This is a genomic window from Bilophila wadsworthia ATCC 49260 (assembly GCF_000701705.1).
Taxonomy (GTDB): domain Bacteria; phylum Desulfobacterota; class Desulfovibrionia; order Desulfovibrionales; family Desulfovibrionaceae; genus Bilophila; species Bilophila wadsworthia.
The window spans coordinates 1-22,214 of the sequence record NZ_JNJP01000050.1; the positions used below are offsets into that span (position 1 = coordinate 1).

Sequence of the window (22,214 nt, forward strand, 5' to 3'; positions counted from 1 at the left end):
TCTCTCTCTCTCTCTCTCTCTCTCTCTCTCTCTCATATATATTGCCAGTATTGATACTAAAATAATAAGTAAATCAAATATGTTATTACTTAAAAAAATTTCAGAAAAATATCTTTTGGATAAGGAACGGATAATCATCTTCCAATTTGAGTAATTCGTCGTTATTATCTCTTCATGAGCGACGTAACCAGCAGAAAATACATAAAAACAAAGTTCGAGGGCGTTTACTACCGCCAGTCCGCCAAGCGTGATCCACGAACTGGTCTGCTGGATCGTATCTACTGTTTCTGTTTCACGGACACCCAGGGCAAAGGCCACTGGAAAACTGTCGGCAGACACAGCAAGGGCATCCGTCCGGCCCTGGTTCAAAAAGAGCGCGCAAAATTCCTTGCGGAGATTGCCGTCACTGGCGTCACCCCCGTCGAACGGGAAAAAGTCGCCATCGGAGACCTGGTGGACGCCTACCTTGAATGGGGCAAAAGCGAAGGAAAGTCCGTCAGCCAGCACTATAGTCAATATCAGGCGCATCTCAAGGATAAAATTCACTCCCTGCCTGTGGTCGAACTGACGCCCAATCTTCTTTCCACCCTCAAAGCTCAGCTTCTGAAGACACCTACCGGGAATACGAAGGCCAAAAAGAGCACAGGCAAGTCCAAAGCCAGAACAGGGAAACGGAAAACGCTGGCCGGGCAGACCGTGAACAATATCTTTTCGTTCATGCGATCTGCCATAAACCATGCTATCGCCACGAGTATGTGGAGCGGAGTCAACCCGCTGTCCACCAAGGGCGGTACATGGAAAATGGTGACGGCCAACAATGAAAGGTTGCGTTTCCTGACCAGAGAGGAAGCCAAGGCCCTTCTGGACGACCTTGAAAAGCGTCATCCCCAGTTGCATGACATGGCTCTGCTCTCCCTGCGAACCGGCCTCCGGCCCACGGAAATTTTCAAGCTGCGTGGACAGGACGTGGATGCTAACGCCTGCGGTCTTTATATCATTCAGAAAGGCGGCAAGCGTGTTTTCGTCCGAGTACCTGAGGACATGATCCGGATGCTCCAGGCGTATAAGCGCAAACCTGCGGAACCCATCTTCCAGCAGCCCCGCAAGAAGACGGCCTTCACTAAAACTCCCGCGTGCTTCAAAACCGCCGTCAGAAAACTCGGTCTGGAGCCAGAAAACTGCGACAGTCTGTATATGGTCACATTGCATACCATGCGGCATACGTTCGCATCCTGGCTGGCACAGTCCGGCAAGGTCACACTCATGGAACTGCAAAAGCTCATGCGCCATAAGAACATCACCATGACCATGCGGTATGCCCATTTGTTCCCCGGCCAGGAAAGCGAAAAGCTCTCGATTATCGGGGATATGCTTGCCTGATAAATCCATCATTTGATTGTGTCCAAGGTTTGGATGCGTCCGGAGGCGATGTATTCTTCCAATACGGAGCGTTCATAGAAAACGCGCCTGCCGAAACTCGTATATGCCGGGCCGATACATTCCTGACGCCAGTAAGCGAGAGTCTTCTGGCGGATGCCGAACTCTCTTTCCACATCTTTGGGAGCAAGCAACTTCTGGTTCGGGCAGTCAGAAGTATTTCGGGCATTCTCATAACCGGCGAGTCGCACGGCTTCCGTGATAAGGGGAAACAGTTCTTCCGGCGTGGAAATGATGATGGTACGTCCGTCAGTTTCCATGAAAACTCCTTGAGAATATTACTCTGCGTATGTCCCGTAATACTTTGCAACCAATTCCAATATGGAATTACATCCGTTTACCATGAGCATTTTTTCTCTGTGGCGTCGGACGCCGCTTCGAGTGATTTTCAGACATCGGGCGATTCTTGTGGTGCTGAATCCGTCGAGGGACAGTCGAAAGACTTCCGCTCCGCGAGGTGTAAGTTTTATGCTGTGCTTGGAACAATCCATCATCTCCCCGATACAACGCATAATCTCTATCGTTGTGTGTACGGAAAATTTTTTGCGGATACGGGAAAGATGCAGATGTATGAGCCTACGCGATGTACGTAGTTCACGGGCAATTTTTTTTTGGAGTTATACCTTTCATCAGCAGATTGACGACATCTTGTTCTTTCCTGGTCAAGAGCTCCAACATAACTTCTCCTCGCTAATGGCTAAAACAGACTCAAAGGGATTGAATCTTGTGTAGCATGGAGAAATCAGGCCGGGCAGTGGCCAATTTATATACTTTTCAAGTTTTGCAAAAAATAGAAAAAGAAATCAATAAGATGTATGGTTAATGTTGCTGGTATCGAACACCAGATAACAGAATGCCCTGGCCCATTTGTAGCAATGGGCCAGGGCTGTGAAAAAAAAGACCATGGCAACCGTGCGGGGCGCGTAACGTGCCGCGTCAGTCCCGATTTCTGTTCGTAGCAGGAATCGGGGTGCTTTTTCTCTATGAGTCTTCCCCACGGGCGTGACAGGTGTTTCCCCTAATGCCTTCCCAGCCTTTGCAGAATCCCGTCAATGGCCGTGCTGATGCCCTCCCGGGTATAGAAATTCCCGTTGACCAGGGCATGAGTCTTGAGCACACGCTCGAAATCCGCAATCGCAGCCGTTTCCGGTCCACGCGGATGGCTCCAGAAGGCGTCCAGCGGCATTTCCGCGCTGGTCACCGCGAGGCCGGGCTTGGCGTAGATGGACGTTCCCACGCAGTAGACCGGCTTGGCCTGACGAAGAGCCGAAATCCCTATAGTGGAATTCAGCACCACCACGCCGAGGCTTTTGTCCATCATCTGGTGTGCCTTGCCGCCCTCAATGAAGTGCACCCGGTCACTGATGCCGCAGGCCGCAGCAAAGGAAGCAATGAAGCCCGCATAGTCGATCAGGCCGTTATCCAGCGAGTGATTGCGGATAATGAGATGGGTATCCGCCGGGGCGCTTCGAGCAAAGGAAGTCAGCACACAGGCAATGGCTTCCTTCATGCCGCTGTAGGGTGAATAGCGGCGTACCTGGGAATCGGCGTCAAACTGGAGGGGAAAGAGAAAGTACGACGCATGGGCGCGGGACGCGGCCCGAAGGGCCTGAGCGGAAAGCTTCCGCCGGACGGAACGGCTCAGCACGCGCAGAAACCAGCCCCAGACCTCGCGGCTGGCGCTCTGCGGACGGTGGGTTTAAAAACCCAGAGAAAGATGGTTCCCGCATAATGGGCGATGGCCCGCCATGTCTTGACGGTTTGCGGATTGCCGCCTTTCCGGGCTTCGGGAACGTCCGGACAGTGGGCGGCAAGTTCCGCCATGCCTTCTCTGGTGTTCGGCAGGGAGGAAAGGCCGTTTACACCGCCTTGCTCCATTGTGATGTAGTCCGGGCGCAGATAACCTTCCTCATAGGCCCAGACCCGGATGCCCCGGACTCTAGCCAGCAGGACGGCTTCCCGGTGCAGGGGCCGCCAGTCTCCGAAGACATGGAGGTCCGTCACCTGTTCCTCATCCATACGCTTGCGCCGTCTTATTGCTTCTCATCTCCCCAGTTATCGCCTGTTCGGTGAGATAGAAGCTGATGAAAGTTACTTTGGAGGAGTAAGAAAAGGTAAACGGGGGCGGAGATCTGCCGGAAAAATAGCTGTTTTGGGTCTGTTGAAGAGAAACGGGAGAGTCTATACAGCAATTATTCCCGAGGCCCGAACGGAACCACGCTCTGCCCCACAAATTTTACGGCTCTACGTCAAAAACAGGGACAAAGATTTTCCAGGCGGCCATTTCGAGGTTATTTTTCGCATCCATTGTTACTTGCCAGTTTGGCTGTAGGGCATACGCCGATAGGTTCCATCCAGGATAATATTTTTTGCAACGAATTTTTCTCCTCGGCTAAACCAGACGTATCCCCCTTTTTTGAATACTTTTGTGGTAGTGACCGTAGCCTGGCCGCTTTTGATGGTGAAATGCAGTTGGATGTCCCTAGCGTTGCTTTCTTTGGCAGCTTGCGGATGATACACCGCCGTAGTGCTGAAACTATCGCTTACTGTAGCTGCTTGAGCCTGGCTCCACCCGAAACTTTGCGGCGTGTCTGTCTGCCATACGGCAATTTCCAGGCAGTAGCAGCCGTTTCCGTCCCGGCTAATGGTCAGATAGCCATCATCCCCCTGACGCCCGATCAGGCGGTAGAATCCCTCAAGAGGATTGGGCGTGCCCGCAACCCGTTCCGAGTCCGCATTGCTCACCATTTCTTCCATAATCAAGATGCGTTCCGCCAAAGCCTGAGCACAGGCCAAGGCGGCGTTTTTCCCTGCAGGTTCGGCATGCTTCACACTTTCGTCAATGGCCGCATCATTTTCTTTCTCCAATATTTTGTATGATTCTTCGGGTAATGCGTCATAGGCTCTCTGAAGCCCGATCTCGTAACGGTCATACATTGTGCGGTAGGCATCATTATCTTGATACCATGCCTCATGCTGCTGCGGCAGAGCGAAAGCGAACGGGCATAGACAAAAAGACGAGAGGACAAGAAAGAGAAAAGGTATGGCTTTAGGCATTGTCTACTCCTTTATCAGGTTGCACAGGTTGGCCTTGTTCCGAAACAGATACAAAGCTACTCTTTGAATTGTGTTTTCAGGCTCACAATAACCAAAGTGTTCTTTCCTTTCCAGGTATGAGGTTTGGCCAGTGCGGTAACGTTGCCTAGAATGTCCTTTTTGTCGTCCGCGTTGTAGACTATGCCTTTCATCTCAATCAACCCATCCGTGCGTTGCCTGGCCTCGTTGACCCGCGTATAGTAGACAGCCTCACCGGCAGCCCCTTCAAAATGATACCGCGTGCCATCGAACTGATACTTGTCATAGGGAGAACTCGAATCCGGATGTGTTGCAGAGAGACATTGCCTGAGGTTATAGCCAAAATAATGCTGAAGGCTGTCTTTGACGTAAGCGCAGTCTATGGTCAGAGAACCCCACGGACATCCATACGCGGCACAAGGTTGAATGTGGCTATCGTCGTTCATGAAATTATGCCAAATGCCGAATCGAATCATTTCATAGGGGGTATCTGTATTGAGCACATCTTCAGCCGTGAAATTCATCATACCGATTTCGGTGAAATAAGACAGAAATACGCTCATACGTTTCCTCTCTTCCGTAGAAAAGTTTTTTTCCTCGAATTTCTTTTCACGTATGAAGTCACCGTCAAAGCTGACACCGGAGCCCAAGGCTCCGCTTTTTTTGAAAGCCTCGGGTTCGACGATGGTTGCCGTCTCTCCATGAAAGGCAATCTGGACAGGATTCTTTTCATCGGACTGATCCGCAACCTGCATGCTGTTGTCCTTGAGCCTGCCCACGCCATCCAGCTCACCGCTGTTGAAAGGAGTGCTCTTTTGGCTGGCAACAATATGCACTGCGTACATATCCGCATTTTTTTCCTTCCGCACGGTCATCCAGCCGTCAAAGGTCTTGCTCTGCATCCGGTAAAATCCCTGAACGCCTTCAGGGTGACGGCGCAGCCAGTCCCACATCAGTTCGCTGTTCAGGCTGTCGCGTCCCGTCGCATAGGCATTGCTCCATGCTTCGGTTTCCGATGAGCCAGCGGATATTTCCATCTCGGCCCATTCCGCCATTTCTGCCTGCACAACTTTCTGGACGGCGGCAAAATCTTGGGCGTCAAGACGTTTCCCGGCTTCCTGATCTGTTGTGGAATAGGCCTCAAAGGCTTTCCGGTATTCGCCGTCGGTCATGAGGGCATCGTGATTTGCCGGGGTGGCGGCTGCCGCCGATGCTGTCAGCAGCAGAAGACAAACCAGCGCAAAAAGATTTCTCGGGTGAAGTGCGTGCATGACATTCTCCTTGGTAGCCTCCGGCGGAATCGTCCCTAGAGCGCGTCCAGATTGATGTTGATGATTAAAAGGTGTAGCCACAGGGGAATACCGACGAACAGGGCCTGAACGAGAGACTTGAGCATCTGGAGAATGCGGCTGCCGCTGTTGATGCCGCTCCCTCCGCCCAGCAAGAACACATTTAAGGCCCTGGCCATAACGCTCCCCACAAAAAAGGCCGACGGCAGAACAAAAAAGGCCCCCACTACAATATATGCGAATGTGTTGCAGGAGTCCGTTAATTCTGTTGTCCCGTTCGTGATGCTGAAGGAAAGAGCGATGCCGTCCGGCAGGCGCAGGAATGCTGCAATCACAGAAATTCCCCACACGGCGGCGGGAAGCCAGAAAACGAGGTGGCAAAGCAGCCGCATGGGCCTTTGCAGCCCAACTCCCAGGCGAGAAAGTCTGCCGGGCAGGGGAAATCCGGCACTGCCGGCAGATGCCGCTTCCAATGCTGCCGTTTCTCGCGCCTTCTCCTCGTTCCCTTCGCCATCCATGTGCCTCCTGTCTTTCTTGAAGTACATGGTGTCCAGAAATCCCGTGATCAGGCTGATATCTTCTTCCAGCAGTTTCCGCTCTTCCAGCAGTGTTTTTTTACCGGAGACATCAAATGCGTCGCGGCGCAGGGCTATGAAGACAAACATCTCCCCGTTTTCAAAATGGAACGCCAAGGGAACATTGAGCTTTCGATCGAGATAATACATCCCCTCGATCATCTGTGCCGTCATGACACGCATAGCGTCCCGCGGATCGTGTGCGAAGACCTCAAAGCGCTCCCCAAAGGCCGCGAGTTCCGTTTCCACCTGCTGCCACTGGCCCGGATTCGAAAGTACGCAGGCAACGCTGAAGTCGCGCCGTATCACCTGCACAGGGCCCTTGACCGATGAGGCGACGGCAAAACGCATGACCCTGCCCTGAAACACGTCTGTCTGGACGGTATGGCGCTCTTCGTGACCGTCTTCCGTGGTGGTGACGACCTCGCTGTTCTCCTGAATGCGGATATCACACTGGGAAAAGTCAAGACCGTGATACTTGGCTGTGATCAGGTCATTGCAATGTATGCTGCCGGAAGGGAACAGGCCGAGGGAACCCAGAACATCGGTATTCAGGCCGCCCTCAGGCTGGAACGAAAGATCGTCAAAGACTTTTTCCAGTTCCGCCCGGACAACTTTTTCCTTGAAATCCTGGTTGTAGCGGCCTTTCAGACGCTGTGAGCCATACAGGATTACGCTGCAGCACAGGCTCGCTAAGATCAGGGACACTCCCATCTCCATTCCCATACTCATGGCCGCGGCCATGACCACAGGGAACGACGCCCAGCCAAGAAAGGTAACAGCGCCGGCTCCGATGCGGGTATATTCCATCTGCAGGGCCGCGGCATCGCTCTTTGCGGCCTTGAGACTCCTGCGGAGACGGCGGATCCGTATGAATTTCCAGATTCCCCAGATCAGCAGACCCGCAAGCAGAACAGGGCCGACAAACTCGAAAAGAAGGGCAATGACAATAAAAATAACGTCAGACATATCGATTGAGCAACGTGTGCCGGTTTGGAATAAAACGAATACGGCGTCAGGGAGTCACCCGCCGTGCCGTCACATATTTCCCCCGAAAAACATAACGAGTGCCATCCATGGTAAAGGAGTTGTCGCTGAGGCGTGTCTTCATGACGGTATAGTCCGGGTTTGGAGCATGAACATAGATATCATTACCGATATATATGCCTACATGATCCACCGGACCTGAAGATTTTCGGCCGAAAAATACCAGATCTCCGGGGCGAACATGTTCTTTGGCAACAAATATTCCACTTTTGGCCTGTTCTGCGCTGGTGCGGGGGATGGTAATGCCATGTTTCTTGCAGACATACTGCACCAAGCCGCTGCAATCGAAGCCTGCAGGACTTGTACCACCCCAGACATATTGGCTTCCCAGATAATCCTGCACTGTTGCAGCGAGTTGTTTGCCGAGATGATCTCCCAGAGAGGTACTTTTTTTGGGCTTTATTTCTATACCTGTAATCAGTAACGGCAAGAGTGATATTCTCAATATGGGATGTCGCAGGAGCGGACAAAAGAACTGTGAGTGTAAAGGATTTCCCTGGCAGCAGCGGTTTATTCAGCTTCAGTTTCCCCTCGCGTTTTCTCGTGAAGGTTTTCTTCTTGCCATCTTTCCTATATTCGCCGCGGTAGTCGATGTGTGTTACCACATGATCTCTGGTGTTGTTCTTCAGCGAGAATTTTGCTCCCCATCTGCCATCTCTGACCACAAATTCCTTGAAATGTACTGAAATGTCATTTGGGGAGCAAAAACTCCATTTCACGGGCAGTAGAAAAAACAGCGCTACAGCCAGCACCAAGACACGCATACAACGTATATGCTGCTGTGCAATTTGATGTATGTACATCAAAAATACATCCTTCGCCAAAGGCCGCTCATCAATAAAAACTCTTGAGAGAGGAAGAGCCGTTATGGCATTCTACTGCCTAACTCCATGAAATCTATTTGCCCTTTTTTACCTGGAATTCGTAAGCATATTTTCTATTTTTAAAAATATCGTTCACTCTCCCTGCCTTGTAATCAGAAATAATCTGATCGTTTAAAGAACTCCAGCTTTTACCAATACTTCCTTTTTTATCAATGGGAACTAAATAGTAAAGGGTGAATTTCTGACCAGGGTATATCTCGACTTTATTAACCTTATTTGATTTAACTCTTGAGGTGACATTGACGGTGTTAGACAAGGAAGTATACCGGCCTGGTCCTAATGTATATGAAACCTGAAGGGTTTTATCAAAAATAGCCTTAATTACTTCGCCCTTTTTACTGTTGTTTTTGTGGGTCACAGAAACTTTTAAAGCTAGGTAGCCTGAATTATTTTTATCTTTTCCGATAACTTGAAGTGTAGGCTTACTGTAGGTGACTTTGATCCATTTTGGCGCGGAAAAGGCATCCTGAGCGAAGGAAAAAGTACAGAATGCAGTCAAGAGTATTATAGAAAAATATGTATACAGCTTCTTCAGTGTGTGTTTCATCTTCCACTCCTTATCGGGAAATATGTTAAAGGTTACAGGGAAAAATGTATTGCCACATCCTGTTTTTTATCTTTCTCTGCCTTAAAGAAATCCTGCTTTTTATGTCCATGTATATGCCCCACAATACTGTCTGGCCAAGTCACCAGCATCTGATTGAATTGCGAGACATTCATATTATAAATACGCCGCACGGCCTGCAGGTCTTCTTCGACGTCTGTAATGGAGGTCTGCAATGCGCGAAAATTGTCGCTGGAACGCAGTTCCGGGTAGGCTTCGGCCAGCACGTTGATTTTTCCACGCAGGACATCCATCTGACTGTTGGCTTCAGACCGCTGTGTCATGTTCATCCCCTGGCGCATTTTTACTATGTTCCCCAGAGTGTCGGCCTCATGCCTAGCATAAGCCCTAGTCACCTCCAGCATCTTGGTCAGGGTATCGAAACGCTTGGTTAGAGCCACTTCAATACCGGAATCGGCTTCCCTGATTTTCACCAGAAGTCTGGCGAAGCGATTCATGGTCATGATGTACCACAGAACCGCTGCCACCACGATTGCCAGCGCCCCCAAAAGCCAGATGTTCATGTATCCTCCCGAGTTTTTTCCTGCTCTGCGTTGTGCGCAAAATCGATCATCCTATTCGATACAGATACGGAAGTCTTCTCCTGACCAGCAGGTTCCGTCGCGCTTGGCCTCCCCCCAGCGGGAATTGATGCCGCCTTGCGTCAGTCCGCTTACCTCGGCAGTCCCGGGGCCAGTTTCGACTATGGAAACGGTAAGTATTTCATCCAGCAAAGGGCTGCCGTCCTTTTTCTCGATAATATGCCAGCCGAGCCCCTCATCTGTTCCCTTCCTGATTAGACAACCTGAAGGCCTGTATGTATGTCCACCGGACGTAATCGCGCATTTGCCGGGCCGAACTTCACCAGCATTCTCGGCAAACACCTGTCCGCAACAAGGACCAAAACAGAGCAGAAGTGTGCATAGACGGACATTCCAGAAGAAAAAATAATGTTTCATACCTTCCTCACCTACATGTGGCTTATGAGAGAGTCTTTGGCGAATATTCCGGCATGATCCGGAAGGAGAGGATTTCCGGTTCGAGCATGTCCACTAGGGCCATGAAGCCAAGCCCCACAGCCAGCGCCAAGCCTGCAAGAGCAATGACAAGAAGAACTCGGCTGTCTCTTTTCCGGGCGTGGAAAGCCATACAGATGGCCCCGATACCTACTCCGGACATGAGAATCAGCAGCTGGCAGGTTTGCCGTGTCAGCAGCAGGACTCCCATGACCCAGAACAGTACGGCACAGGCTACTATCGTCGCTACAATCGCTACTCCCCTACGCATGATTCTATTCGCGGCTTGCCTCAATAAGCGTGGAACCATCGGCCATCCAGACCAGGGAAAGGTTCTTATTGGAGGTAACATGCAGACGCATGACAGGGGCGACCGGGTTTTCCCCCTTGACGGCCTCGTCCCAGCATTTCGCAGAAATATAAATACCTTCCAGGATGATGGGATCGGTCTCGCTGAAAACAGTAACGCAACTCTCGGCCATCGTTTCCTCGGCATCGGACTGAGTGGGCGTATCCGCATTATCCCAGAAATGTATTGCATCGGTAATATTCATCTTTTCCCCGTTCTTCACATAAGCGAACCAGGGGCGGTATCCTACGGAGGACAAAGCGAGAATGATGTTCTTGAGACCTTCATCGTCAATGGCCGTATGAAACACGATGCTGCTGATGGGGCATTCATCCACGTTTTTGCCGAAAAATTCTCCACTGTTTTCAGGAATAATCCTGGCCAGCCAGGTTGTCTCCGCAAAGTTTACAGGCAGGAAGAATTCACCCGCGAATGGATAGGATGCTTCAGTGATGTTCATCGGGCGTAGATCCGCCATAGTGTGGGCGGCAAGCACCTGTGCCAGGTCAACGGGTACCGTTCCTTCGGGGATCAGCGGGATTGATTTTCCGGTGATACTTCCGGAAGATAACGCCGAAACCTTGGAAGAAGCATTTCTGAGCCGAAGATTGCAAACACTCGTCTCCCCTTCAACAGTCGTCGTCCAGTTGCCTGTCCATTCGGCCTCCTTGCCGGGATTGGCTTCCATCCAGGCTGCCAGCACTTCAGGACAGCGTTCCTGAGCATCATCGTTGTCCCAGATGGGACCAGTTTCAACATCAAAGCTCTCTCCCTGGGCAGACGACTGGGACTCTCCCTCAGGGAAAAGCGCCGGTACACCGTCATCGTGCAGGACAAAACGCAGGACCTGCTTCGGGCCGGGAAGACTCATTGACTCAAAGACATAGCGCTTGGTTCCGGCAAATACCGTAAGCCCCTTGAGGATAGAAGCATTGCCGTCATTCATATTGATTCTGTTGCCGGGGACAAGACTCATCGATGAACCCATACCGCCTTCACCACTATCCAGATACAGATAATTGATTTCCAGTGACGAACCATTGACGATAGTTACAGTCATCTCCGCCCTGGCCGGAAGAGGCGTCAGAAGGAGAAAAAACATCATCAGGCATCCGAATGACGTAAACCGTTTCATACCAGTCTCTCCCTGCAATTCTACCATTATAGGGTCATGATAATTTAAAATATCTGACTACCCCAAACAGAACAAAGTAGCTATCACCAGAAATTAGGTATATACAGGGGAGCAAGCAGGATAATCAGGAGCAGGCGAGGGAAATCCCATGGGGTGCAATCCGCAAAAGAACAACTGTTACTACTTCTCTCGACACCTTTGGGAAACCCTGGCGGATATTCCCACATATGGCCTGACGGTCATTGAGGCACCATCCGGCTTCGGCAAGACCACGGCGTTGCGCGAATATCTGGCACGGGAACAAAAAATGGCCGATGTGCGCTGGTACACCTGTTTCGGCGAATCAGCGGGCAGGACATGGGCGGGTATCTGCGCACTTTTCGGCGGGTCGGAGGACAGCATAACGGATGAGCTGTTGGAACTTGGTGAACCCTCTCTGGAGAATCTGGCTGATATAGCTTTTCTCATTTCCGGCTATACCTGCGCAGAACCCACGTTTGTGGTCATCGACAATTACCAGCTCTTCGATAGTCCGGTGCGAAAGCGCTGCATCGCCGCTTTTTCCGCCTGTCGGAATGAGAACATACATATCATTCTTGTGACACAGCCCCTCAAGGATGAAGGAAAAGGAGCGACCTTTCATGTTCAGCCATATCTCGGCATCACGCCGCGTGATCTCTTTTTCGATAATCAGTGCATTATTGAATATTGCAGTCTGACGGGCATAGACATCTCGCAGAAACAAATAGAGTTGCTCCAGACAACCTCAAGGGGCTGGGTAGCCGCCATCCGTCTGCAGCTGCAAAACTACAGGCACACCGGAGATTTTGTCGATTTCAGAGGCATTCGTCCTCTGGTGGAAACTGCCATATGGAATCGACTTTCACCCGAAGAACGGAACCTCATAATGGCACTCTCCCTGCTGGAGTCCTTCAACAGCCATCAGGCCGCCATCATGAGTGACGGCATGGCGTTGCCAGATACTGTCGCGGAGCTGCTTTCTCTTGATTTCTTCATTCGCTACGCAGCGGATAGACAGGCCTATATCATGCACAGCATCCTGCGAGATTATCTGCTGGAACGCTTTTCCATGCAGTCCGCAGAGTTCAAAAAAGCAGCGTACCGCAAGGCCGCCCTTGCCAGTCTTGATATAGACGACCTGTTGCAGGCAGCTCTCTTCTTCATGAAGGTGGAAGACTACCAGGCAATTTTGGCCCTCCCCATATCCACCCAGTATGTCTATAATAATCAAGAACGGGACATCACAGCCCTGTTCGAGAGCTTAATGGACAGATGCCCACGGGAAATTCTACAGGCTCACCCGGTTTTTCTCGTACTCATGGCGTATAATTTTTTTCGGAGAGGGGCTCATGCCTATTTTAGGCATGCCACGGAAGTTCTCAGTAATCTGCTTGAGGCGAACAAAGGAATGCATGGAATTGAATGGGAGAAAGCCTGCGGTGAATATGCCATGCTCATGTCCTTCACCGAATATAACGACATCGCCAGAATGGGGGAGTTCCACCGCAAGGCCCTGCATCATCTGCGGGCTGTTTCGGACATTCCCCGTTCCGAGGTTTTCCGGGGCACCATGCCCTTCGGTACGGTCTCTGTTCTTTGCCTGTACTGGAATAGCCTGGGCAGTCTGAGCCATCTGACGGATCTTATGGACACCTACTTGCCAGTGTATTCTGAGCTGGCTTCCGGACACGGTGCTGGAGCGGAACACATTTTCCGCGCGGAGGCGGCTCTTGCCTCCGGTGATGACGAGGCAGCGGAACTCATGGCTTACAAGGCTGCATACCGGGCACGCAAGGAGGGGCAATACGGAGTCATTCTCAGCGCGGATCTTCTCCTGGCCGAAGTCGCGATTCTGCGCGGAGACGTTGAAACCTATGGAATGACCCGTGAAAGCATTGTCCGCAATATGAAAGAATCAGGGCAACGTTCCGTGCTGCGTTTAGGGGAACTATGTCAGGCGACCCTGGACCTCAGTCTGGGACAGACTGAGAATATTCCTCAATGGTTGCGCGATATTGCGGGAATACAACGGGTAGTTTACACCCACAGCATTCCCTATGCCCTGATTCTGTATGAGCACTATCTCCTGCTGGAGGGACGCCACGCGGAATTGCGCAGGTGCGAGGATCTGATTATGCAGCAGGCTCGCGCAATGAACTATATCCTTCCTCGACTGTACCATGCCTTGTATCTGGCCATAGTCGAAGCGAGGGAAGGTGCCATGTCGGACGCTGCCTCCCATATGGAAGAGGCTTTGCAGCTTGCCCTGCCGGACGGGATATATCTTCCGTTTGCCCGCTTGGCTTCCGACCTCAAGCCGCTTTTTGCCCTCATGCCGCAACAGGTTGCGGAATTGCGGGCCGTCTGTTCCCGCCGTGAACGAGGAGTAGTACGCCTGAGGAAAGAGCAGGAGGGAGCTTCACTGTTGACACTGCGGGAACGTGAGGTATTTGTCTTGGCCCGAGAGCGGCTGAGCGCAAAAGAAATCTCGGCGCGACTCTGTATCAGTATACACACTGTAAACACTATATTAAAAAATATATACCGCAAACTGAATATCAACAGCAAAGCGGAATTGAAGAGTATTCGTACTTTTTGAGTTGTTTTGGCAAAAGGTATCTTGATACTACAATCGAAAAATCAGATACCACCAGAGGTGGTGTTGATATAGCCCCTCGAAAGGAGGCTTACCAACCGTGTAACTAAAAGTGTAATAATTTAGACTTGATCTGACAGTTCTCTCCGTTTTGAGGTTTTGCCTGTCCGATTAATTAAGCTGTCCGACCTTTTCGTTCTAGTTTGGGTGACAATGACAGCGATGCAAATGGCGGAAAAGAATGCGTGGGAACAGCGGTCATAATGCGTGTCAATTCTGCGCCAATCCTTGAGTCTGCCAAACATGATTTTTATTTTGTGCCGCTATTTATAAAGCTCTTTGTCATAGGCCACCGGAGCTTTCCGACTATATCTGCCCGGAATACACGGCGTGATTCCTTTACTGGAAAGGCATTCGCAACTAGTCGGCATCATAGCCTCTATCCGCCAAGAGTTCCTTGGCCTATGGCAGAGAAGCAAGACAGGGGGGCCCTTGTAATCACTCATCTGACCGCCGGTCAGATGGAACGCTATCGGTTGACCGGAGGCATTGCAAACGGCATGGAGTTTTGAATTCAAGCCGCCCTTTGTGCGTCCGATACATCGGGACAGGCCCATTTTTTCAGCAGACTCGCTGCTGTCCTGTGGGCCTTGAGATGGGTGGCGTCAATCATCAAGCATGCTTGTAGAGTCATTTTGCTCAACAAGCTCCGCAAAAATCTTGTTAAAGACGCTCAATCGGCTCCAGAGGATAAAGCGATTGTAGGGAGTTTTGTATGGCCCATACTCACGTGGGGCATCTTTCCATTGCAGGCCGTGCTTGATGACATAGATAATCCGATGACGATACGTCTGTCCTCGACCCTTTGAACGCCATGGGAACGAGGAAAGTAGCGTTTGATACGGACGAGTTGCTCATGGAAAAGATAAAAAAGTTCTTTCATTGTGTCTTCCCTATGCCAATGATAAGACCTTTTTTCCTTTTGATGATTAATGAGTCCTGAACCTAGATGTGACGGCGCGGATTTCATAATAAATGCGCGGATATTCCATAGCCGCGATGATGGCCCAGAGTGCGTCATTCGGGCCGATGCGCAGAGTATCCTGTTGACCCTCCCCCTTCACGGTACCAGAGATAAGTTAGTGGTTCCTGTCCGTGTTGAGGGTTGATGGGCTGCCTGGTATGCCTCCGGACTCTGCCAGTCCAGCGCGCCGTGTGGACGGTGGCAGTTATAGTCCAGCCGCCATTTCTCGAAGATGCTCCGGGCTTCGGCCAGGGAAACGAAAATATGCTGATTGAGACACTCATCCCGCAGCCTGCCATTGAAACTTTCCACGAAACCGTTATCCGTCGGCTTCCCTGGGCGGCTGTACTCCAGGCACACTCCATGTTTTTGCACCCATTCGTTCAATGCCCGACCGATGAACTCCGGGCCGTTGTCCGTCCGAAGCCTGCGCGGCATGCGCCCTTGCAGGCGAAGGCGTTCCGCACCTGCGCCACCCGTTGACCGGAAGGCGATACGTCCACTTCCAGGGCCGGCGTTGACCTGTCCCAGAGGTCAAGGATGGTCAGGATACGGATACGCCGTCCCGACCCCAGGCTGTCGCTGACAAAATCCATGCCCCATTGTTTGTCCGAGCCGCAGGGCGTGGGCAGCCAGGACCGCAGCGACCAGGGACGTTTCTTTGCGGCACGCAAGCGCAAGGAGAGACCTTCCTCACGGTAGATCCTTTCCGTCCGTTTGTGATTCACCACAACCCTTCACGCCGTAACAAGACATGCAGCCGCACGACGCCGAAGCGCCGCCGCTCCTCTGCCAGTTCCCGCATGCGTCGTCATCCCGATCCGGTGGGTGAGGATGCCGAACTGTGCTGCGATTGACGCCGAGGGTCGCGCAGGCCAGCCGCTGGGTGGCGGTATATGCCTTTGGACATACTGCAACACCGCTTCCTGGCATGACGCGGGCCTCAGAAGTTTTTTGAGAGGACCTCCTTGAGGATGGAGATGTCCAGTGCCTGGTCGGCCACCATCTTCTTCAGCCGAGCGTTCTCCTTCTCCGGCTGGCGCAGCCGCCTCGCGTCAGAAACGTCCATGCCGCCATTTTTGACCGCCGCTTGTAAAAGGTGGCTCGGAAATACCGTGCTGACGGCACAAGTCCACCACGCGCATGCCGGCTTCGGCCTGCCGCAATATCCCAATGATCTGCTCTTCGCTGAATCGGCTCCGTTTCATAGCTGTGCTCCTATGCCGGGAACACTAACTTTTCAATGGACCAGTTTTTTAGGGAGGGGGCACTGTATCCGTTGCAGGCGTTCTTTTTTTTCGTTGTCGAGTTTCCGCTCCAGCAGTTTTTCCAGAATGGCAGTGGATTCCTTATCCATGACTACACCTCATTGAGATCTGTGCGGAACATTTTCGCACAGGCATTTTTCCAGCGGCGCTGTTCAGTGTGAGCTCCGATGGGCAGTTCCTCCAGAGCCTTTTTGATGCGCATTCTGCCGGAATACAGTTTGTCGGCCACACTGTCCCCCAGATCGGAAAAATTTAGCGTCCGGCCTTTGCGTTCGAGGTTATACACGGACTTCCGAAGTACAGATTCCGACAGACATGAATCAGTGCATCGGGAAAGACGTTCAGGAAACCGCGCAGCAATTCGACGGAATCCCGTTGCCGATTGATGACCCAGAATGTAACAAAATTTCGATTCAGCTCCGCCAGAGTTTCACGCAGTGTCGAGCCATATTTGGCAATACCGGTATTGCTCCGGGCTGCGGAATTTATCACCAGACAATGGCCGGGAAATTCGTCAGTCGCATTGACCAGCTCTATCCACCGTCTGAAATATCCAAGTCTATTTCCTTCTTTGTTTCCTTCAACATAAAATATGGGCATGTTCATGTTACAGATCCTCGTCTGAAGTATCGGGGACAATAAAAGATGCTTTTCCGAGATTTGTTTTTCTACAGGTGTCGTCTCCTTTTTCAGGGGGGTGGAAGCATTCCCGTTTTCCGCAAAAAATCATTTTATGAGATACGCGGGAATGATGATACCCTCGTTCTTGAGCATCTGGCTCAGTTCTCTGGAATTGTAGCCTTTCTCCTTCGCTTTCTGAAATCCTTCTCCAGCAGTTCCGCCGCCTCCGGGCGTGTTTTTCTGTCTTCTTTCTCCGGCAAATCCTGAAGCAGTTTTCTTGCCCGTTCTATCTGTTGAGGACGGATTGTCGCGTTCTGGGCCATAGCATTTTCTCCTTGGGGAAGAGTGCCACCAGCATACAAGAAATTTTTCCATATATACAATTTGGCCACTGCACGAGGCGGGTTCTTCGTGGCAGGATGGGGGTTGTGCTACACCACAACCCCATCCTGCCAGAAGGCTGACGCCCTCTGGACTCCCGGAATGCTCGGCGCTTCGCTTCTCGCAGTCCAAAGGCAAAAGACATGAAAGACGGAAAGACCGAAGACGGCGGCCGGAGCGCCGCCCGGAAATGGGTGACGATCCGCGTCACCGAAAGAGAAAAAACGCGCCTCATGGAGCAGGCGGAAATCGCCGGACTGTCCCTGTCGGAATACATGCGGCGACGTTTTTTCGGAGGCAGGCCGCTGGTGGCTCATGCAGACCTGAGTACCGTTGCGGAACTGAGGCGGATAGGCGGCCTGCTCAAGCACAATTTCGAGACGCTTCGGCAGGCGAAAGCTCCCCCGGATATTCTGGAACGGCAGGAGGACGCCCTGCGGAATCTGGTCTGGGCCATCCAGAAAATCTCGCTGCGGTGTCATCATGATTGTCAAGAAAATCAGGAATACGAAGGCTGAAAAGCCCAAGGCGTGGCAGATAGGCGACCTCGTGGATTACATCCGGTTCCCCCATAACAGAAATCCGCGTGAGAAAATCGAATACGCGGACGGAAGAGGTTTTCTTTCAGCAACACATACCGGTCAAAAGGTGGAAATGATTGCTCTGGCAAGGGAGTCGGTTCACAGCGACATGCCGGTGCAGCACTGGATGTTTTCCTGGCAGGAAGGGGAACAGCCCACCAGGGAACAGGTGGAGGAAGTGGTGGACATGTTTCTGGAAAAAATGGGGCTGACCGGACATCAGACCGTGTATGGGGTGCATTATGACACGGACAATTATCACCTGCATGTCGCGGTCAACAGGACGAACCCGGAAACGGGAAAAGTCGTGCTTCCTTTCAATGGACTGGACATTCAGGAGGCGCATAAGCTCGTGGCCCATATTGAAGGCAGGCAGGGATGGGCCAGTGAAGAAAACTCCATGTATGCGGTACTGGAAAATGGCGAGCTGGCGCGAAGAAGGACGGCCCGCGAAATAAAACCGAAGCAGGCCGCGCTGGATTTTGAACATGCCACCGGCGAAAAATCCGCCCAGCGCATCGCGCAGGAGCGCGGGCATTCCATCATAAAAGACGCGCAATCGTGGGCAGAGCTGCACGAAAAACTGGCGGAAGTCGGTTTGCGTTTCGAGAAGAAAGGCTCCGGGGCCATCATTTTTGTGGGGGAAAAGGCCGTGAAGGCATCCTCCGTAGACCGTGCGTTCAGCATGGGAAAGTTGTGCAAAAGGCTGGGGGAGTTTGAGGAAGGAACGTACCCGGATGCCTTGGGAAAGATTGCCCCGGAGCCGGTAAGCTCCGTCAATCTGGAAGCATGGAAAATGTATCAGGAAGAGTTCGCCGGAGGCCCGAAAAGGGCAGGAACAGCAGGTAATGCCGAGCTTTCCCGGATGAAGGAACGGCACAGGTTCGAGAGGAAAAAGGCGCTTTCCCACCTGGCGAAATATGGTTTGCCGGTTCTGAATATCGCCCGGCATTGCCTGATGGCGCAGCAGAGAGCGGAACGGCTTTCCCTGCGGTCAGGCCGGAAAAAAGTGCGTGGAGGCAAGCCGCGTTTTGAGAACTGGCTGCGGTCACGAGGCATGGAAAAGGAGGCAAATTGCTGGCGGTATCGGGCGGCACGGGAGGTAAAAAGGAATGCCCCGCCCCCTGCCGAAAGACGGGAAAAGGGAGCGGAACCCATGCGGGAACTTGCGGATTTCAGAAAGTATGCGGATGCGGTGAATGCGGAACGCTACCGCGTTACCTGCATAAAGATGGAAGAGGACGGCGGCAAAAAGACCTTCATCCTGGACAAAAAAGGCGGCATGACCAGAGGGTTTTCCCCGGACGAACTGGAGGCTCACATACCGGAGATGCTGCGCTTCCAGAAACGGGGTGAAAATATCTACTACACGCCACTATCGGATGACCGGCATCATATTCTCATTGACGACATGACCCGTGACAGCCTGAAAAAGCTCCAGGAAGACGGCTTCCGGCCTGCCGTGGTGCTGGAAAGCTCGCCGGGCAATTACCAATGCCTGCTGACCATCCCCCGGCAGGGTACGGAATTTGACCGGGATGTGGGCAACCGCATTACGGAACGCCTGAACCGGGAGTATGGCGACAAAAAGCTGTGCGGCTGCATCCATCCTCACCGTGCGCCGGGTTTTGAAAACCGCAAGCCGAAGCATCGGCGGGAAGACGGGGGCTATCCCCAGGTGAAGCTGTTATTTGCGGAGCGTCGGGAGTGCGGCAAGGCGCTGGCTCTGGCCAGAAGGATTGACCATGAGTACGCGGAGGAGACCGAGAAACGAAAGGCCGAGCGCCGGACGTTCCCGATGCCGGACTTTTGGCCCGGCGACCCGGCCTCGGCCTATTATGCCCATCTGGAGAATATTCGCAGGCATCTGACCATTGAGGATTACTCCCGCGTGGACGCGATGATCGCCCTGCGGCTGCGCTCCAACGGTCACAGCCGTGAAAACGTGGAAGAAACCATCCGCACCTGTGCCCCGACCATCCGGGAAACGCAGACCGGGCGCAACTGGCAGCGGTACGCCGAAAGAACGGCGGATTACGCTTTCGGCCCGGCAGGGGACAGAGACCTTGAGCGAAATGAGCGGTATCGGGAACTGTGGAGGAAGATTGAACGCACAGAAGAAAAGGAGCAGCGTATACGAATGAAATAGGTGAAACATAGTATGAGGAAATAACAGGGAAAAAGTATGGTTAGCATCTTGCTCATCGGGCATTACTCAGATAGGATATTCATATGGGAAAAGAACGAATACCACATGATTCTGCGTACAAGCAGTTTTTCAGCAATCCTGAAATGGTGGAATCGCTGTTACGGGATTTTGTTCCCGCTGATTTCATTGCGGACCTTGATTTTTCTACGCTTGAACGCTGTCCGGGCAGTTATGTGACGGACGACCTGCGGGAACGCCATGACGATATTGTCTGGCGTGTCGGCTGGAAAAAAGGTTCATGGTGTTATGTGGCTTTGCTCGTGGAGTTCCAGAGCACGCCCGACCACTGGATGGCGTTGAGAATGCTGTCCTACACGGCACTGTTGCTGCTTGATCTCGTCAAAACTGGAAATATCCGCGAAAATGAGGGCTTGCCGCCGGTGTTTCCCATTGTTATATACAATGGAGGCAAGGCATGGAAAGCTCCGCAGGAGGTGGCGGCATTGTTCGCTCCCATGCCGGAGAGCCTGAAATTTTATCGTCCCCAGCACCGGCATTTTTTGTTGGACGAAAGTCGAGTGTCAGGAGATGAACTGGACAAAAGCAAGGGCCTGGTCGCGCAGCTCCTGAGACTGGAACGAGCGCAGGAACCGGAACAGGTTCGGCAGATAGTCAAGGAGTTGATAAGCCGACTTCATGGGCCTGAATACTTGGTTTTGCGTCGAGCGTTTACAATATGGTTGGCTCGTGTTGTCCTTAAACGCTCTGGAATAACAGAAGAAATTCCCGAATTTCAAGACTTGCGGGAGGTTGACGCCATGTTGGAAGAACGTGCCGCTCAGTGGAAAGATGAATACATTCGGCAAGGGGTAATAATTGGCGAGGCCAGAGGTGAGGCCAGAGGTGAGGTCAAGGGAATAGGACTGGCCTTGCGGGACTTGCTGGAGGCCCGTTTTGGAACGCTCCCCCAATCCGTGACTTCCTATATTGCGAGTTCATCTGACTCAAACGCCCTGCGGAAACTGACGCTTTCCGCATACCATGCGGAGTCGTTGCAGGCGTTTATTGACCAGATCAAAAAAGATGACGACAAGTTGATGTAATTGTATATTCAGTAAAATATACTGCCGCTTGTTTCTTTATGAGGCAAGCGGCATTTTTTTGGGGGTAATCGAAAAGAGCGACAGACAGAGACACAGCTCCGACCTGCCGCTCCATAAGCTCACACAACGCTGTACGCTACGCCGAGGCCAGCGTTTCGACCATATCCGCCACAGCGGTGCAGGCATCGACATTCACGAGGAATGTGGCATCATCTTCTGTACCTTTTTCCGCCTTGGGAAGTTTCAGGCCAGACACAGCCAGACCGGCATCCAGCGTGAACTCCAGTTGCCGGTCGGGATCGGCATCGGAAGTAGCCACCAGATGCAGTTTCTGAATAGCCATACCTTCCTCAAGCGCCTGAGCCACGGCGTTAAGGCTGTTCTGCACGGCGACGGCGGCTTTTTCTTCCGCCTGTTCGGAAGCGGCCAGACTGGCGGAACCCATCGGATGCAGGGTGTAGCCTTCGCACGGGTAGCCTTCCCCGCGCAGGATAGCGGCAAAGAGTCTCGGCATGTCGCCCGCAGGCGTGATGGGCGCGGCATCAATGCCGAATGTGGTCTTGAACAGGTCAAGCACCGGCTGTACCGCCTTGGCGGAAGCCGAGCCTACAAGCAGGCGTCTCTTTTCCGCATCCCAGATGCAGTCAATGATAGACGGTACAAATTCCGCCCTGGCGGTCAGTTTGGCGGTGATGGCCTCCTTCAGCTCCTTTTTGCGTTTGCTTCCGACCTTTTTGCCGGAAACCCGTTCCTCCCGCACGGCTTCGGCAAGCTGGAGCCGGATAACGGCCCCGGACGCCTTGCGGGTATCCAGCCGGAAGGAAAAGCCGGAATAGCGACCATCCACGGCGGCCAGCTCAAAGCCGTCCGTATCCAGCGGATCGCCAAGCGCCACCCAGCCGAGGCGTCTGCCGTCAGCATCAATGTCGGGCGTAAAGGCATGTACCCGCAAGGCGTCCAGGGCAAGCCCGGCGGCGGAATCGGCTTTGCAGATGGTTATGGCTGTACTTGAAGACATGAAACCTGACATGAGTAACTCCTTGTCTTTGTTGTGAGGTT

General features: G+C 52.3%; 23 protein-coding genes and 3 pseudogenes. 6 read left to right on the forward strand and 20 right to left on the reverse strand.

Translation table 11 applies throughout. The features are described from left to right. Nucleotides 1–339 (reverse strand): hypothetical protein (locus tag T370_RS25720; RefSeq protein ID WP_211250527.1); only part of this gene is annotated, 339 nt, incomplete at its 3' end. A 114-nt stretch (nucleotides 340–453) separates the two neighbouring features. Here T370_RS25720 and T370_RS0114905 point away from each other — a divergent pair. Continuing rightward, a complete protein-coding gene (locus T370_RS0114905) occupies nucleotides 454–1,380 on the forward strand; it encodes a tyrosine-type recombinase/integrase (RefSeq protein WP_211250528.1) in 927 nt (308 codons plus the stop codon). A gap of 8 nt (nucleotides 1,381–1,388) precedes the next feature. Here the strand turns inward: T370_RS0114905 and T370_RS25725 are convergent, their stop codons facing one another. From T370_RS25725 to T370_RS26125, 4 genes are all read right to left on the reverse strand, one after another. Next, nucleotides 1,389–1,697, reverse strand: coding sequence for a hypothetical protein (locus T370_RS25725; RefSeq protein ID WP_034506670.1), 309 nt, complete (start codon nucleotides 1,695–1,697; stop codon nucleotides 1,389–1,391). Between the two features lie 18 nt (nucleotides 1,698–1,715). After that, on the reverse strand, nucleotides 1,716–1,949 hold the full coding sequence (locus T370_RS26315; protein WP_081847572.1) for a helix-turn-helix transcriptional regulator: 234 nt from the start codon (nucleotides 1,947–1,949) through the stop codon (nucleotides 1,716–1,718). Nucleotides 1,950–2,455: 506 nt separating this feature from the next. Continuing rightward, nucleotides 2,456–3,085, reverse strand: coding sequence for a capsular polysaccharide export protein, LipB/KpsS family (locus tag T370_RS26120; RefSeq protein WP_282705460.1), 630 nt, complete (start codon nucleotides 3,083–3,085; stop codon nucleotides 2,456–2,458). Continuing rightward, nucleotides 3,079–3,456 (reverse strand): capsular polysaccharide export protein, LipB/KpsS family, encoded by a 378-nt coding sequence (locus T370_RS26125; RefSeq protein WP_268234076.1) that lies wholly within the window; start codon nucleotides 3,454–3,456, stop codon nucleotides 3,079–3,081. Before T370_RS26125 ends, T370_RS26120 begins: the two co-directional genes overlap by 7 nt. A 1-nt stretch (nucleotide 3,457) precedes the next feature. On the opposite strand from T370_RS26125, the pseudogene T370_RS25140 reads away from it, so the two are divergent. Continuing rightward, a pseudogene (locus T370_RS25140) lies at nucleotides 3,458–3,652 on the forward strand (transposase); the annotation flags it as partial. A 95-nt stretch (nucleotides 3,653–3,747) separates the two neighbouring features. On the opposite strand, the gene T370_RS0114925 reads toward T370_RS25140, so the two are convergent. The 9 genes from T370_RS0114925 to T370_RS0114960 all read right to left on the reverse strand — a co-directional run bounded on the left by T370_RS0114925 (nucleotide 3,748) and on the right by T370_RS0114960 (nucleotide 11,411). Then, a complete protein-coding gene (locus T370_RS0114925) occupies nucleotides 3,748–4,494 on the reverse strand; it encodes a hypothetical protein (protein WP_029436188.1) in 747 nt (248 codons plus the stop codon). Between the two features lie 56 nt (nucleotides 4,495–4,550). After that, nucleotides 4,551–5,783, reverse strand: a complete 1,233-nt coding sequence (locus T370_RS0114930; RefSeq protein ID WP_029436189.1) for a hypothetical protein — start codon at nucleotides 5,781–5,783, stop codon at nucleotides 4,551–4,553. A gap of 35 nt (nucleotides 5,784–5,818) precedes the next feature. Next, nucleotides 5,819–7,345, reverse strand: coding sequence for a DUF3137 domain-containing protein (locus T370_RS0114935; RefSeq protein WP_029436190.1), 1,527 nt, complete (start codon nucleotides 7,343–7,345; stop codon nucleotides 5,819–5,821). Nucleotides 7,346–7,391: 46 nt separating this feature from the next. Next, nucleotides 7,392–7,853: a C40 family peptidase gene (locus tag T370_RS24475; protein ID WP_162177145.1), complete on the reverse strand. Its 462-nt coding sequence runs from the start codon at nucleotides 7,851–7,853 to the stop codon at nucleotides 7,392–7,394. Between the two features lie 467 nt (nucleotides 7,854–8,320). After that, nucleotides 8,321–8,854 (reverse strand): hypothetical protein, encoded by a 534-nt coding sequence (locus tag T370_RS0114945; RefSeq protein WP_029436192.1) that lies wholly within the window; start codon nucleotides 8,852–8,854, stop codon nucleotides 8,321–8,323. A 32-nt stretch (nucleotides 8,855–8,886) separates the two neighbouring features. Continuing rightward, nucleotides 8,887–9,435 (reverse strand): LemA family protein, encoded by a 549-nt coding sequence (locus tag T370_RS0114950; RefSeq protein WP_029436193.1) that lies wholly within the window; start codon nucleotides 9,433–9,435, stop codon nucleotides 8,887–8,889. Nucleotides 9,436–9,486: 51 nt separating this feature from the next. Next, nucleotides 9,487–9,870, reverse strand: coding sequence for a hypothetical protein (locus T370_RS24480; RefSeq protein ID WP_081847574.1), 384 nt, complete (start codon nucleotides 9,868–9,870; stop codon nucleotides 9,487–9,489). 22 nt (nucleotides 9,871–9,892) lie between these two features. Next, nucleotides 9,893–10,198 (reverse strand): hypothetical protein, encoded by a 306-nt coding sequence (locus T370_RS0114955; protein WP_029436194.1) that lies wholly within the window; start codon nucleotides 10,196–10,198, stop codon nucleotides 9,893–9,895. A 4-nt stretch (nucleotides 10,199–10,202) separates the two neighbouring features. Then, entirely contained in the window at nucleotides 10,203–11,411 is a 1,209-nt protein-coding gene (locus tag T370_RS0114960; protein ID WP_029436195.1) for a mannan-binding lectin, read from the reverse strand. Between the two features lie 148 nt (nucleotides 11,412–11,559). On the opposite strand from T370_RS0114960, the gene T370_RS0114965 reads away from it, so the two are divergent. Next, complete coding sequence (locus T370_RS0114965; RefSeq protein WP_029436196.1) at nucleotides 11,560–14,031, forward strand: LuxR C-terminal-related transcriptional regulator; 2,472 nt, start codon at nucleotides 11,560–11,562, stop codon at nucleotides 14,029–14,031. Between the two features lie 206 nt (nucleotides 14,032–14,237). On the opposite strand, the pseudogene T370_RS24485 reads toward T370_RS0114965, so the two are convergent. From T370_RS24485 to T370_RS25160, 5 genes and pseudogenes are all read right to left on the reverse strand, one after another. Next, a pseudogene (locus tag T370_RS24485) lies at nucleotides 14,238–14,971 on the reverse strand (IS5 family transposase); the annotation flags it as partial. A gap of 177 nt (nucleotides 14,972–15,148) precedes the next feature. Then, nucleotides 15,149–16,260: pseudogene (locus T370_RS26320) on the reverse strand (IS3 family transposase). A gap of 151 nt (nucleotides 16,261–16,411) precedes the next feature. Then, the gene (locus T370_RS23740; protein WP_156034443.1) at nucleotides 16,412–16,549 is read right to left on the reverse strand and encodes a hypothetical protein; all 138 of its coding nucleotides are present in this window, start codon (nucleotides 16,547–16,549) and stop codon (nucleotides 16,412–16,414) included. A gap of 23 nt (nucleotides 16,550–16,572) precedes the next feature. Then, nucleotides 16,573–16,926, reverse strand: coding sequence for a hypothetical protein (locus tag T370_RS25155; protein WP_156034444.1), 354 nt, complete (start codon nucleotides 16,924–16,926; stop codon nucleotides 16,573–16,575). A 173-nt stretch (nucleotides 16,927–17,099) separates the two neighbouring features. After that, a complete protein-coding gene (locus T370_RS25160; protein WP_156034445.1) occupies nucleotides 17,100–17,264 on the reverse strand; it encodes a hypothetical protein in 165 nt (54 codons plus the stop codon). 201 nt (nucleotides 17,265–17,465) lie between these two features. On the opposite strand from T370_RS25160, the gene T370_RS0115000 reads away from it, so the two are divergent. The 3 genes from T370_RS0115000 (at nucleotide 17,466) to T370_RS0115010 (ending at nucleotide 21,155) form a co-directional block, all read left to right on the forward strand. After that, the gene (locus tag T370_RS0115000) at nucleotides 17,466–17,840 is read left to right on the forward strand and encodes a plasmid mobilization protein (RefSeq protein ID WP_034506676.1); all 375 of its coding nucleotides are present in this window, start codon (nucleotides 17,466–17,468) and stop codon (nucleotides 17,838–17,840) included. Beyond that, a complete protein-coding gene (locus T370_RS23750; protein ID WP_029436198.1) occupies nucleotides 17,806–20,052 on the forward strand; it encodes a DNA-primase RepB domain-containing protein in 2,247 nt (748 codons plus the stop codon). Before T370_RS0115000 ends, T370_RS23750 begins: the two co-directional genes overlap by 35 nt. Before the next feature lie 83 nt (nucleotides 20,053–20,135). Next, nucleotides 20,136–21,155, forward strand: a complete 1,020-nt coding sequence (locus T370_RS0115010; protein WP_051643870.1) for an Rpn family recombination-promoting nuclease/putative transposase — start codon at nucleotides 20,136–20,138, stop codon at nucleotides 21,153–21,155. Between the two features lie 136 nt (nucleotides 21,156–21,291). Here the strand turns inward: T370_RS0115010 and rdgC are convergent, their stop codons facing one another. Beyond that, a complete protein-coding gene (rdgC, locus tag T370_RS23755; RefSeq protein ID WP_051643871.1) occupies nucleotides 21,292–22,185 on the reverse strand; it encodes a recombination-associated protein RdgC in 894 nt (297 codons plus the stop codon). Nucleotides 22,186–22,214 lie beyond the last annotated feature (29 nt).

Coding starts and splice junctions, on each gene's coding strand:
- T370_RS25725 (WP_034506670.1), bottom strand. CDS start 1,697: ATGGAAACTGACGGACGTACCATCATCATTTCCACGCCGGAAGAACTG.
- T370_RS26315 (WP_081847572.1), bottom strand. CDS start 1,949: ATGCGTTGTATCGGGGAGATGATGGATTGTTCCAAGCACAGCATAAAA.
- T370_RS26125 (WP_268234076.1), bottom strand. CDS start 3,456: ATGGATGAGGAACAGGTGACGGACCTCCATGTCTTCGGAGACTGGCGG.
- T370_RS0114925 (WP_029436188.1), bottom strand. CDS start 4,494: ATGCCTAAAGCCATACCTTTTCTCTTTCTTGTCCTCTCGTCTTTTTGT.
- T370_RS0114930 (WP_029436189.1), bottom strand. CDS start 5,783: ATGCACGCACTTCACCCGAGAAATCTTTTTGCGCTGGTTTGTCTTCTG.
- T370_RS0114935 (WP_029436190.1), bottom strand. CDS start 7,345: ATGTCTGACGTTATTTTTATTGTCATTGCCCTTCTTTTCGAGTTTGTC.
- T370_RS0114945 (WP_029436192.1), bottom strand. CDS start 8,854: ATGAAACACACACTGAAGAAGCTGTATACATATTTTTCTATAATACTC.
- T370_RS0114950 (WP_029436193.1), bottom strand. CDS start 9,435: ATGAACATCTGGCTTTTGGGGGCGCTGGCAATCGTGGTGGCAGCGGTT.
- T370_RS24480 (WP_081847574.1), bottom strand. CDS start 9,870: ATGAAACATTATTTTTTCTTCTGGAATGTCCGTCTATGCACACTTCTG.
- T370_RS0114955 (WP_029436194.1), bottom strand. CDS start 10,198: ATGCGTAGGGGAGTAGCGATTGTAGCGACGATAGTAGCCTGTGCCGTA.
- T370_RS0114960 (WP_029436195.1), bottom strand. CDS start 11,411: ATGAAACGGTTTACGTCATTCGGATGCCTGATGATGTTTTTTCTCCTT.
- T370_RS0114965 (WP_029436196.1), top strand. CDS start 11,560: ATGGGGTGCAATCCGCAAAAGAACAACTGTTACTACTTCTCTCGACAC.
- T370_RS25155 (WP_156034444.1), bottom strand. CDS start 16,926: ATGAACATGCCCATATTTTATGTTGAAGGAAACAAAGAAGGAAATAGA.
- T370_RS25160 (WP_156034445.1), bottom strand. CDS start 17,264: ATGGCCCAGAACGCGACAATCCGTCCTCAACAGATAGAACGGGCAAGA.
- T370_RS0115000 (WP_034506676.1), top strand. CDS start 17,466: ATGAAAGACGGAAAGACCGAAGACGGCGGCCGGAGCGCCGCCCGGAAA.
- T370_RS23750 (WP_029436198.1), top strand. CDS start 17,806: ATGATTGTCAAGAAAATCAGGAATACGAAGGCTGAAAAGCCCAAGGCG.
- T370_RS0115010 (WP_051643870.1), top strand. CDS start 20,136: ATGGGAAAAGAACGAATACCACATGATTCTGCGTACAAGCAGTTTTTC.
- rdgC (WP_051643871.1), bottom strand. CDS start 22,185: ATGTCAGGTTTCATGTCTTCAAGTACAGCCATAACCATCTGCAAAGCC.